Genomic DNA, 11,746 nt, shown 5'->3' on the forward strand with positions numbered 1-11,746 from the left:
GCGTAGCCCCCGCGTTGGGAGCAACGTCGCGGAACAAGCCGGCTTCCTGCGTTCGCGGCTGCGTGGCGGGAAAACGCAAGTTGTCCGGCTGGCGCCAGAAACAGGTCATGAATGTCCGGTTTCCGGGGCTTCACGGCGAAGCAAGCGGATTTCGGACATGCACGATGGCGGGTTTCAGCAGCCCGCGCCAGGCAGCTCAGCCCGAGCTCTTTCTCACCAGTGCCACGATGTAGTCGCGCAGCGGAACCTCGCCTCGCACGGGCTTCACGGGCGGCTCGTAGTGCTGGTCCAGCGTGGCGCGCGTCATGGCGGCGTACGACCTGGCGGCGGCACTTGAAAAACCCAGCGACTCGAACGCCTGCTCCAGTTGCGCACGCGGCGTCTCGACCAGTTCCACCGGCTTTCCCAGCGCCTCCGAAAAAGCCCGCGCCACGTCGCCGGGCGAATAGCGCTGCGGCCCTTCGACATGGTGCGGCCCCGAGGATTCGGCCGGGCCGAGCATCAGCTTCGCGGCGAACTGGCCGAGATCGTGCGGCGCCACCATCGGCAGCCTGAAGTCCGAAGGGAACATGCTGTAGACCTTGCCCTCCTTGCGCGCGGTGTCCAGCGAGGCGTCCCAGTTGCTCATGTAGTAGGCGGCGCGGATGGCGCTGAACGGCACCGGCCCGGCGCCCAGTGCCTGTTCCATGTCGTACAGCACGCCGAGGTCGCCAAGGCCTTCGCCGGGCTGCGCTCCGTACGTCGATTCGGCAACGATCTTCTCGAGCCTGCAGCCTTCGAGCGCCGAAAGAATGGCGCGCAGGCTCCTGTGCTCCTCGGCCACCGTGTCGGCGGACGGCGCCGCAGGCGGGTTCAGCACGAAGACGCGATGTCCGCCCATGAAGATGCGGTGCAGCGCGTGCGTGTCGAACACGTCGGCCTGCACCACGTGCGCGCCCTTGGTACGCAGGGCCTCGGCCTTGTGCGCGTCGCGCGTGACCACCGTTACCGGCTCGCTGCGCTCGAGCAGGGCCTGCGCCAGTGCCGAACCGACGTGGCCGGTCGCTCCGAGGATGATGTGCATCGGCGGCTCCCGTCGGTTCAGCCGCGCTTCTCGGCGTTGCGCTTGCGCGTGACGGCGGCCTTCTTCGCCGAGGCCGACCGCTCGGCCGCCGTGCGGTGCGCCGCTGCCGCGCCGCCAAGCCTTCCGCCCTTGCGCGAAGGCCCGTGGTTCTCGGCCTTGCCGCGGCCGGAGCCGCTCTTCTTGCCGCCGCCGGTCTCGGCATTCACCGTGGCCCAGGCGCGGCGCTCGGCTTCGCCCTTGCCCACGCCGCGATGCTCGTAGCCTTTCTCGATGTGCTCGGCCTGTCGCTTCTGCTTGTCCGTGTAGGACGACTTGTCGCCTCTGGGCATGCCTTGCTCCTGCGGTTGGTTGAGGAGCTTCCATGCTGGGCACACCGCGCGCGCCGTGGGTAAGAAGACGCGCGCGCCGGGCGTCAGCGTTGTCCGGCGTTCCCCTGCACTCAGGAGCCCGGCTTCATGCGCCGCAGGTGCGCCAGCATCTCCTCGCGGACCACGCCGGTGATGTGGCTGCGCCGCCCGTTCTCCAGCATGCCGACGCGACGCGCCACCGGCCTGCCGGGCAGCTGCAGCACGCTCAGCGCCGGATCGCTCTCCCAGTCGAAGTTCTTCAGCAGCGGCACCATGCTGAAGCCGACGTTCTTGCGTACCAGCTCGGCAATGGCCAGCAGCGAGTTGAGCTCCAGGAACTCCTTGGGCACCAGTTGCAGGCGCCGCAGGATGCGGTCGATGCGCGCGCCGGTGGGCGTGCGCCGGTCGAAGCGGATGAAGGGCTGGGTCGCGAACAGGGTCGCGATGCTCGCGTCCGGCGAGGCGATGCTCGAGTTGGCGAGCACCGTGAGCGTCTCGTCGTAACACGGCGTCCACAGCAGGCCCGGCGCTTCGGGCCATTGCCGCTCGACGACCACGGCCGCATCGAGCTCGCCGCTCACCACGTCCTGCATCAGCTGGGTCTGCTCGCGCACGCGCAGCTCGACTTCGAGGTTCGGATGCAGCGACTTGAGCTGCGCCAGCGTGCTCGACAGCAGGCCCATGGCGGTGATGAGCGAGCCGAGCTTGATGGTGCCCGCGATCTGCCGCTGGTCCTGCAGGTCGCGGCGCATGGACTCGTACTGCGCGAGCAGCTCCTCGGCGCGCGGCAGCAGCAGGTGCCCCGCGGGGCTCAGCACCATGGTGCGGCCTGTCTTGTCGAACAGCGTCTTCTTCAGCTCGGCCTCGAGCGCGCGCATCTGCTGGCCCACGGCCGCCTGGGTGAGCGCGACCTGGTCGGCCGCCGCCGCGAAGGAGCCGCCGCGGGCCGCGGCGACGAAGGTGCGAAGAAATCGGATGCTGCTCATGCCCGGGCACGCATTGGCAAATGAGAAAGAATTTGTTTATTAATTCTAAATATTTTTTAAATTTATTTTTTCCTGTGCTTGCAAAACAATGCGGGCCAAGGTCGTCGCTCTAGCGCCTTCAGGCGGCAGGCAGATGACAGGATCACCCCGAAAAGCAAGCACTCCATGACCGCCCCCCAATACTTTCCTCTTGTCGATGTTTCCGGTACGCCACGCGAGCGCGGCCTGCAGCACGGCCGCGCCGTGCCCGAGCGCGTGGCCGGCGGCGTCGCGCTCTACCGCGCGCAGCTCGGCCGCCGCGGCCTGGACGAGGCCACCATCCGCCACCTGGCGCAATCGATGCTCCCGCTGATCGAGGCCTACGACGCGAGCTACCTCGAGGAGATGCGCGGCATCGCCGAAGGCGCGGGCGTGCCGCTCGAAGACATCGTGATGATCAACTGCCGCACCGAGATGCTCTTCGGCTATGCCGACATGAAGCGCTCCCCCGAGCCCGCTGCGGATGCGGCCCCGTCGGAGGACGGCGACTGCACCGGCCTCGTCGTGCTGCCCGCGCGCTCGGCCACCGGCCGACTGATGCACGCCCACAACTGGGACTGGCGCCAGGAATGCGTGGACACCGGCATCGTGCTGCGCATCCGCAACGCCGGCGGCCCCGACATGCTCACCTTTACCGAGGCCGGCGCGCTCGCGCGGCACGGCTTCAACAGCAACGGCGTGTCGCTCACCGGCAATTCGCTGACCTGCCACGAAGACTTCCAGAAAGGCGCCGGCGTGCCGCTCGTGCTGCTGCGCCGCCGCGTGCTGGAAGCCGCCAACCTCGCGCAGGCGATGAAGACCATCTGGGCTTCCAAGCGCTACTGCGCCAACAACATGATCCTGGCCCAGTCCACCGGCAACGACGGCTCGGGCATCAGCCTCGAGACCTCGCCCGGCGAGATCTTCTGGACCCTGCCCGAGAACGACCTGCTGGTGCACGCCAACCACTGGATGTCGCCCGCCGCCGTCGTCAAGCTGCGCGACCCCGGCCTGCCGCAGCGACCCGACAGCATCTACCGCCAGCACCGCGTGGAGAACGCCTTGCGCCGCGGCGGAGACCGCATCGACTGGAGCCACGTCAAGGCCGCGCTGGCCGACGAGTTCGGCAAGCCCGACGGCGTGCTGCGCACACCGAAGCCGGCCGACTTCAGCAGCATCTCGGCCACCGTCGCCACCACGCTCATGGACGCGGCCAACCGCGTCATGTGGGTGGCGCGCAAGCCCTACGAAGCCCGCAATTTCCAGGAATACACGCTCTGATCGCCCCGCACTCCATGAACACCAGCACTCCCGCCGAAGCACCCACGGCCTTTGCCGACCAGCGCGCCCGCGCCATCTACGACCTGGGCCCCAGCACCATCTACGCCTCGCGCAGCGACCCGCGCTTTTCCTACTGCACCTACGTGCCCGAGCACGTCGGCAAGCCCGGCACGCGGCCGATGCAGCTGGTGGTGGTGGTGCACGGCACCGGCCGCGCCTTCGTCAACTACCGCGAGGCCTTCAGCGGCTTCGCCAGGTGGAACGACTGCATCGTGCTGTGCCCGCTGTTCCCGGCCGGCGTGCGCGGCGACGGCAACCGCGACGGCTTCAAGCACCTGATCGAAGCCGACATCCACTACGACCGCATCCTGCTGGACATGGTCGAAGAAGTGGCGGAGAAGTTCGGCTGCGACTTCAGCCGCTTCGCCCTCTTCGGCTACTCGGGCGGCGGCCAGTTCGCCAACCGCTTCGCGATGCTGCACCCCGAGCGCCTGTGGGCCGTGTCGATCGGCGCGCCGGGCTCGGTCACGCTGATCGACCCCGAGCAAGGCTGGTGGGTGGGCACGAAGGATTTCGCGGACCGCTTCGGCAAGCCGATGAACCTCGAGGCCCTGCGCCGCGTGCCGGTCCACATGATTGCCGGCAAGGCCGACATCGAGACCTGGGAGATCACGCACCGCGAGGGCGGCAAGTACTACATGCCCGGTGCCAACGATGCCGGCCGCACCCGGCCCGAGCGGCTGGAAACGCTGCGCCGCTCCTTCGAGGCGGCGGGCGTCAAGGTGAGCTTCGACCTGCTGGACAACGTGCCGCACAACGGGCTGGCCTGCGTGGACCACGTGCAGGACTTCTTCGCCCAGGCGCTGCAGGCGGTGCGCGCAGCGCCGTCCCCGGCCTGAGGCCACCGCAGGCAACGACCAAGGAAGACTGCACATGTTCCGCTTCGCAGCCTCCCGCATCGCGATGGCGATCCCCACACTGCTGATCGTGGCGGTGTCGGTGTTCGTGCTGATACGGCTGATTCCCGGCGACCCCGCGCAGCTGCTGCTGGGCGACCTCGCCACGCCCGCCAGCCTGGCCGAGCTGCGCGAGCGCCTCGGCCTCGACCGCTCCGTGCCGGCGCAGTTCGGCATCTGGTTCGGCCACGTGCTGCAGGGCGACCTGGGCACGTCCATCAACACCGGGCAGGACGTGCTCTCGCTCGTGACCGACCGCTTTCTCATCAGCGGCCGCATCGTGCTGGTGGCCGTGGCTCTGGCCGCGATGGTGGCGGTGCCCGCCGGCATGATCGCCGCGTGGAAGCAGAACCGCTCGCCCGACCTGCTGCTGGTGGGCGCGGCGACGATGCTGGTGTCCATTCCGACCTTCTGGCTCGGCCTGCTGCTTCTGCTGCTGTTCGGCCTGAAGCTGGGCTGGCTTCCGGTGGTGGGATACGTGGGCATTTCCGAGGACTGGAAGAACGGCCTGCTCTACCTGGTGCTGCCGATACTCACGCTGTTCCTGCACGAGATCGGCGTGCTGATGCGCATGGCGCGCGCCAGCACGCTCGAGGTGCTGCGGCTGGACTACATCACCCACGCACGCGCCAAGGGCCTGTCGGAGCGCGCGGTGCTGATGCGCCATGCCTTCCGCAACGCCTTCGGCCCGACCTGGACGCTGATCGGCCTGGTGCTGGGCAACCTGCTCGGCGGCATCGCGGTGGTGGAGACGGTGTTCACCATTCCGGGCCTGGGCCGGCTGCTGGTCGACGCGATCTTCGCGCGCGACTACCCGGTGATCCAGGGCTGCCTGCTCTTCGTGGCGGTGATCTACGTGGTGGTCAACCTCGTCATCGACCTTTGCTACCCCTTCTTCGACCCTCGAGTGGCCGTCGAATGACAACGATGAAACGCAAGAAGCGCATTCCCCTCAACGCACTGATCGGCATCGCCATCGTCGGCCTGATCGTGGCCGCGGCGCTCGTCAGCCTCGTGTGGACGCCGCACGATCCGCTGCGCATCAACTTCGGCTCGCGCCTGAAGCTGCCCGGCGGCGCCTTCCCGCTGGGCACCGACGAATTCGGCCGCGACGAGCTCTCGCGGCTCATGGCCGGCGCCGCCACCAGCGTGTGGATCGCGACGCTGACGGTCGGCTTCTCGATCGTCATGGGCAGCATCGTCGGCGTGCTGACGGGCTTCCTGCGCGGCTGGACCGACCGCATCGTGATGGCCTTCAACAACGCGCTGCTGGCCTTTCCGGGCCTGCTGCTGGCGCTGGGGCTGCTCGCGGTGGTGGGCGCGAACCAGTACGGCATCGTGCTGGCGCTCGGGCTGGCCTACACGCCCTCGGTGACGCGCATCGTGCGCGGCACGGTGCTGTCGCTGCGCGAGAAGGAGTTCATCGAATCCTCGCGCGTGCTGGGCAACTCCGAGCTCTACACCATGGTGCGCCACGTGCTGCCCAACTGCACCGCGCCGCTCACCGTGCTGGCCACGTCGATGTTCGGCTGGGTGATATTGGCCGAGAGCGCGCTGTCCTTCCTCGGTCTGGGCGTGCCGCCGCCGGCACCCACCTGGGGCAACATGCTCGCTTCTGCCCGCCCGTTCATGGCGCAGGCCAGCTATCTCTCGATTCTTCCGGGCCTGTGCATCGCGCTGACGCTGCTGGGCATCAACCTGCTGGGCGACGCGGTGCGCGACTGGCTCGATCCGCGCATGAAGGGCGTCCAATGAGTTCACAGGCAACCCCACTGGTCAGCGTGGAAGGGCTGACGATCACCGTCGGCGCCGGCGGGCGAGAGATCGTGCGCAACGTGTCCTTCGACATCGCGCCGGGCGAAATGGTCGGCATCGTCGGCGAGTCGGGCAGCGGCAAGACGCAGGCCGCGCGCGCCATCATGGGCCTCACGCCCCCGCCACTGGTGCGCGCCGCCGGGCGCATCCTGTTCGAGGGCGAAGACTTGGCACAGGCGAAGCCGGCGCGGCTGCGCGAACTGCGCGGCGCGCGCGTGGGCATGGTGTTCCAGGAACCGATGACCTCGCTGAACCCGTCGATGACCATCGGCAGGCAGCTCGGCGAAGCGCTCGCGCTGCACCGGCGCAACCTGTCGCCGGCCGCGCGGCAGGAACGCATCCTCGACATGCTGGCGCGCGTCGGCATCCGCGACCCCAAGGGCGCGCTCGATGCGTGGCCGCACGAGTTCTCTGGCGGCATGCGCCAGCGGATGATGCTGGCCTCGGTGATGCTGCTGGAGCCCGCGCTGCTGATCGCCGACGAGCCAACCACCGCGCTCGATGCCGTGGTGCAGCGCGACGTGCTGGAGCTCATGGTCGGCCTCACGCGCGAGCACAACACCGCCGTGCTGATGATCAGCCACGACCTGCCGATGGTGGCTCGCTTCACCCAGCGCATGGTCGTGATGCGCCACGGCGAGGTGCAGGAAACCGGCCGCACCGACGAGATGCTCGAACGCCCGAAGCACGAATACACCCGCGAGCTGCTGCAGGCCATGCCCCGCCGCCTGCCCGCGCGGCAGGTGACCGACCAGGCACCGGTGGTCGAGGTGCGCAACCTGGTGGTCGACTACGCGGGGCATCGCCGCCTGTTCGCCAAGGCCACGCCCAAGCGAGCGCTGCACGGCATCGACCTCGTCGTGCGGCCGCGCGAGGTGGTCGCGGTGGTCGGCGGCTCGGGTTCCGGCAAGACCACGCTGGGCCGCACCATCGCCGGGCTGCTCAAGCCCAGCGGCGGCGAGATCCTCTTCAACGGCCGGCCCATCCTGCGCTCCGACGCCGGCTGGTCCGACTACCGGCTGCAGTGCCAGATGGTCTTCCAGGACCCGTACGCCTCGCTCGATCCGCGCATGACCATCGGCCAGCTCGTGGGCGAAGGCCTGCGACTGGTCAAGGGCATGTCGGCGCCCGACAAGGCCCGCCGCGCGCAGGAGGTGCTCGACGAAGTGGGCCTGGGCACGGGCTTCGCGCAGCGCTACGCGCACGAACTCTCGGGCGGGCAACGCCAGCGCGTGGCCATCGCGCGCGCCATCGTGCGGCGGCCGAGCTTCGTCATCGCCGACGAGCCGGTGTCGGCACTCGACGTGACGGTGCGCGCGCAGGTGCTGGAGCTGTTCGCCGAGCTGCAGAAGCGCCACGGCTTCTCGTGCCTCTTCATCAGCCACGATCTCGGCGTGGTCGAGCAGGTGGCCGACCGCGTGATCGTGATGCAGGACGGCCGCATCGTCGAGCAGGGCTCGCGCGACACCGTGTTCGACGCGCCGCAGCAGGACTACACGCGCAAGCTGCTGTCCGCCATTCCGGCGCTGGAGCCGACAACCGGCGGCGGCGTGCGGCTGCGCTGGCGCTTCGGGGCCGAGTCCCCTGCCCTGGCCACGACCGCTGCCTCTCCGTCCGCGCCGGCCTTCGCCTGATTTCCTTTCTTGTCATCGCACCGCAGGAGTTCCTCATGTCCCGCTTCTTCAACTTCCGCCACGCCGCCATCGCGGCAGCCTGCCTTGCCGCATCGGGCGCCTTCGCGCAGACCAGCATCACCGTGGCCCAGCCGGCCGACATCCGTTCCACCAACCCCGGCGTGAACCGCGACAACACCACCGACGGCGTGGTGCTCAACATCGTCGAGGGGCTGGTCGGCTATCGCCAGGACGGCGGCGTGGCACCGCTGCTGGCGCAGTCGGTCGACGTCTCGACCGACGGCCTGACCTACACCTTCAAGCTGCGCAAGGGCGTGAAGTTCCACAACGACGCGCCCATGACCTCCGCCGACGTGGCCTGGAACTGGAAGCGCTACATGGACCCGAAGACCGACTGGCGCTGCACCGCCGAGTACGACGGCCGCAACGGCCTGAAGGTGGTGGAAACCACCACGCCCGACGACAGCACCTTCGTGATGAAGATCAACAAGCCTTCGGCCGTGTTTCTCGACACGCTCGCGCGCACCGACTGCGGCATGACGGCCATCCTGCACAAGAGCTCGGTGAAGGCCGACGGCAGCTGGGACAAGCCCGTGGGCACCGGCCCCTTCAAGTTCGTCGAGTGGAAGCGCGGCGAATACGTCACGCTGGCGGCCTTCAAGGGCTACACCTCGACGCCCGGCGCCACCAAGTCCGACGGCTACGTCGGACTGAAGGCGCCGCTGGTGGACTCGGTGAAATTTCTCGTCGTGCCCGACGCGGCCACTGCGGCGGCGGGCCTGAAGTCCGGCGCCATCGACGCCGGCCAGATCACGGCGAGCGACGCGCAGGAGCTCAAGAACGACCGCAACCTCACGGTGCAGGCGCCGCCCCAGGCCGTCAAGAACGTGCTGTTGATCCAGACGCGCGACCCGCTGCTGAAGAACCAGAAGCTGCGCCAGGCGATCGCGGCCTCGCTCGACATCGAGCAGATCGCGGCGGCCGCTTCCGAGGGGCTGGGCTCGGTCAACAACTCGGCCATCCACAAGGGCTCGGCCTTCTACAGCGCCGCCCAGAAGAAGGGGTGGCGCTACGACCCCGCGCAGGCCGCGAAGCTGCTGCGCGAGGCCGGCTACAAGGGCGAGAAGATCACCATCCAGACCAACAAGCGCGCCCACGTGCCCAGCTACACGGTGGCGGTGCTGGCACAGGCCATGATGCAGTCGGTGGGCATCAATGCGCAGATCGAGGTGCTCGAATGGGCCACGCAGCTCGACCGCTACAACAGCGGCAACTACCAGATGAGCTCTTTCAGCTATTCCTCGCGCCTCGATCCGGCGCTGAGCTACGAGCAGTTCTCGGGCCCGAAGGACAAGCAGGCGCGCAAGGTGTGGGACGACCCGCAGGCGCAGAAGCTGATCGACGAGAGCTTCGCCGAGTCCGACCCGAAGAAGCGCCAGGTTCTCTTCGACCAGATCCACGCGCTGATGATCCAGCAGGTGCCAATGGTGATGCTGTTCAACGACCTCGACGCATGGGCCGTGCGCAAGCGCGTGAGCGGCTTCGCGGTGTGGGAAGGCAAGCCGCGCCTCTGGGGCGTTTCGGTCGCCGCTGCGCGCAGCTAGCGCGCTGCCGCTCAGGCCGGCAGGACCTTGGCGAGGTCCGCCTTCAGGCTCGTGGCGCGTTCCGGCGCGCGCGCCAAGCCGGCATCGACCAGCGCCTGCGCCCGCTCGCGGTCGCCCAGGTGCACCGCGATGCGCGCGAGATGCAGCGCCGTTCGCGCGTGGATCTGGCCCGGATCGGTTTCGCGCAGCATCTGCTCGAAGCTCTGCGGATAGCTGCCATGCCGGGCGAAGAAGGCACGGCCCGGGCCGGCCCATTCGCTCACGATGAATTCCACGCTTTCCTCGGCCTGCTCCTTCGACGTGCCGTAGGCCCAGCCGAAGGCCGGTCCGGGCGGCGGCTCCATGCGGTCGCGGAAGACGCAGCCGGCCTCCTCCATCTCCTCGGGCGCCACCGTGCCACCACCTTCGCTCGGCAGAAAGGCGAGGTGCGCGCCGAGGTTGAGGTAGCAGGCCTTGCCGCCGCTCGCGCCCTGCACGTTGAACACATGGATCAACGGCCCGTCGATGCGGCGCAGCGTCTGGCCGGAGCCCTGGAAGCCTTCGGCCTTCAGCACGGGATACAGCTTCTGCGACAGCAGCTTGAGGAAAGTGGTGCGGTTCATGTGCGAGACAGCCTCCGGGTACGCAAGGTGATCGAGTATCGCAAGGCCTTCGTCGGCGCGATGGCGTGCTGCCACTCCCAGCGCGCCGGACCGCGCAGCAGGTACACGGAGCGCGGCTCGATCAGGAATTCGAGCGTGGCGGGGCCCGATGCCGGCGCGCCGCGCACGTAGGGCCGGAACTGCATCACCGCATCGTCTTGCAGCGAGACGCCGATGATGTCCTCGAAGTCGGGCACATCGCGGTGCCAGCCCAACGGCGTGCCGGGCCGGTACTCGGCGATCAGCATGTGGGTGAGTTCCTCGGGCGCCATGCCGGCCCACGCCGCCGCCTTCGCCCGCAGCGGATGCAGCGCCTCGGGCAGCGGCGCGCCGGGCTTCAGGCGGTTGGTGTCGAAGTCGTAGCTGCCGCCGAAGCTGGTGCCTCGGCGCCGCGCCGTGTATTCCTTGTAGCGCATCTCCTTGAGCGGCAAGGCCTGCACGATGCGCAGCAGCCCGGCTTCTTCCTCGCGCGACAGGAACCCGCTTTCATAGCGCAGTCCCTCGATGGCGGCCACCGGCGCCTCGCCGAACAGATCGGGTTGGCCGGCATGTTCGAGGCGTCTGGTGGCGCGCGTCATCTGGTCTGTCTTCTTGCCGTCAAGCCGCTACGGTCGCCACACGCGAACCCAGTCGACTTCCATGGTCGCGTTGGTGCTCGCGCCCAGCGGGCCGTAGCCGCCGGGCGGGATGAGGCCCGCCCAGCCGCCGTTCTTGATCTCGCAGGTGAGCTTGATGTATTCGTCGTTCAGGGAAATGCCTTCCTTGATGGTCGCGTACGGCGTCTCCGCGCCGTCGAGGTAGAACTGGTATCCCTCCGGCGTCCAGAGCACACCCACCGTGTGCCAGCTGGAGAACGACTGCTTTTCCGGCAGCCGCTGCGGACCGCTGCCGCGGGAGATCGTCTTTCCGTTCTCGTAGCCGTTCCAATGCACCGCGCTCGAGAACTCGTTGCTGATGTCCGCTGCGTTGTCCTTCGAAACCGCCCGGTGCTCGATGATGTCCACCTCCACGCCGGCGGCCGGATTCGGCGGCTCGGCCGCCCTGTTGGCCTGGGACATCAACCAGACCGCTCCCCACTGCCCCGGCCTGGATGCGAAGCGGACGCTGGCCTCGATGTATCCGAAGCGGAATTCGTAGAGACCTCTGGTAATCAGCCACCCCGTGTGGTGCCTGCCGGTCGACGGGTCCGTGTAGGTCGAGATCTTCAGGACGCTGTCCTCGACTTTCACGGCATCGACCGTCTGGAATGCGTCGTCGCGAACATTGGTGCCCAAGCTCCACCTGGCACGGTCTACAGCCCTGCCCTCGAACTCGTCGTGCCATGCGAGCTTGTAGCCATCCGCCGACTTGGGCGCATGCGACACCACCAACTGAGTGCTTGATCGCGCCGTTCCTCCGGCC

General features: G+C 68.4%; 12 protein-coding genes. 6 read left to right on the plus strand and 6 right to left on the minus strand.

The genetic code is table 11. From position 1 onward, the window contains the following. Positions 1 to 196: 196 nt before the first annotated feature. From EJP69_RS03175 to EJP69_RS03185, 3 genes are all read right to left on the minus strand, one after another. Positions 197 to 1,063: an NmrA family NAD(P)-binding protein gene (locus tag EJP69_RS03175; protein ID WP_126468706.1), complete on the minus strand. Its 867-nt coding sequence runs from the start codon at positions 1,061 to 1,063 to the stop codon at positions 197 to 199. A 17-nt stretch (positions 1,064 to 1,080) separates the two neighbouring features. Then, complete coding sequence (locus EJP69_RS03180; RefSeq protein ID WP_126468707.1) at positions 1,081 to 1,392, minus strand: plasmid stabilization protein; 312 nt, start codon at positions 1,390 to 1,392, stop codon at positions 1,081 to 1,083. Between the two features lie 110 nt (positions 1,393 to 1,502). Further along, positions 1,503 to 2,396 carry a LysR substrate-binding domain-containing protein gene (locus EJP69_RS03185; protein WP_093195258.1) on the minus strand — a complete coding sequence of 298 codons (894 nt, stop codon included), beginning with the start codon at positions 2,394 to 2,396 and terminating at the stop codon, positions 1,503 to 1,505. Positions 2,397 to 2,561: 165 nt separating this feature from the next. Here EJP69_RS03185 and EJP69_RS03190 point away from each other — a divergent pair, with 165 nt between their 5' ends. From EJP69_RS03190 to EJP69_RS03215, 6 genes are read left to right on the plus strand one after another with little or no spacing between them, the layout of a single operon-like run. Beyond that, complete coding sequence (locus EJP69_RS03190; RefSeq protein ID WP_126468708.1) at positions 2,562 to 3,695, plus strand: C45 family autoproteolytic acyltransferase/hydrolase; 1,134 nt, start codon at positions 2,562 to 2,564, stop codon at positions 3,693 to 3,695. Between the two features lie 14 nt (positions 3,696 to 3,709). Beyond that, positions 3,710 to 4,594: an alpha/beta hydrolase family protein gene (locus EJP69_RS03195; RefSeq protein WP_093195260.1), complete on the plus strand. Its 885-nt coding sequence runs from the start codon at positions 3,710 to 3,712 to the stop codon at positions 4,592 to 4,594. Between the two features lie 34 nt (positions 4,595 to 4,628). Beyond that, on the plus strand, positions 4,629 to 5,573 hold the full coding sequence (locus EJP69_RS03200; protein WP_126468709.1) for an ABC transporter permease: 945 nt from the start codon (positions 4,629 to 4,631) through the stop codon (positions 5,571 to 5,573). A gap of 5 nt (positions 5,574 to 5,578) precedes the next feature. Then, a complete protein-coding gene (locus EJP69_RS03205) occupies positions 5,579 to 6,406 on the plus strand; it encodes an ABC transporter permease (RefSeq protein ID WP_093303141.1) in 828 nt (275 codons plus the stop codon). Beyond that, positions 6,403 to 8,100, plus strand: a complete 1,698-nt coding sequence (locus EJP69_RS03210; RefSeq protein WP_126468710.1) for an ABC transporter ATP-binding protein — start codon at positions 6,403 to 6,405, stop codon at positions 8,098 to 8,100. The genes EJP69_RS03205 and EJP69_RS03210 overlap by 4 nt, the downstream gene beginning before the upstream one ends. 35 nt (positions 8,101 to 8,135) lie before the next feature. Continuing rightward, positions 8,136 to 9,704 (plus strand): ABC transporter substrate-binding protein, encoded by a 1,569-nt coding sequence (locus tag EJP69_RS03215; RefSeq protein ID WP_126468711.1) that lies wholly within the window; start codon positions 8,136 to 8,138, stop codon positions 9,702 to 9,704. An 11-nt stretch (positions 9,705 to 9,715) separates the two neighbouring features. On the opposite strand, the gene EJP69_RS03220 is transcribed toward EJP69_RS03215, so the two are convergent. The 3 genes from EJP69_RS03220 to EJP69_RS29775 are packed head-to-tail and all read right to left on the minus strand — an operon-like array spanning position 9,716 to position 11,709. Next, on the minus strand, positions 9,716 to 10,306 hold the full coding sequence (locus tag EJP69_RS03220) for a DUF4304 domain-containing protein (RefSeq protein WP_093195265.1): 591 nt from the start codon (positions 10,304 to 10,306) through the stop codon (positions 9,716 to 9,718). After that, complete coding sequence (locus tag EJP69_RS03225; RefSeq protein WP_093195266.1) at positions 10,303 to 10,923, minus strand: alpha-ketoglutarate-dependent dioxygenase AlkB; 621 nt, start codon at positions 10,921 to 10,923, stop codon at positions 10,303 to 10,305. The genes EJP69_RS03220 and EJP69_RS03225 overlap by 4 nt, the downstream gene beginning before the upstream one ends. A gap of 27 nt (positions 10,924 to 10,950) precedes the next feature. Continuing rightward, complete coding sequence (locus EJP69_RS29775; RefSeq protein ID WP_240652015.1) at positions 10,951 to 11,709, minus strand: glycoside hydrolase family 16 protein; 759 nt, start codon at positions 11,707 to 11,709, stop codon at positions 10,951 to 10,953. Positions 11,710 to 11,746 lie beyond the last annotated feature (37 nt).

This window comes from Variovorax gossypii, assembly GCF_003965815.1.
In the GTDB taxonomy this organism is placed as follows: Bacteria; Pseudomonadota; Gammaproteobacteria; order Burkholderiales; family Burkholderiaceae_C; genus Variovorax; species Variovorax gossypii.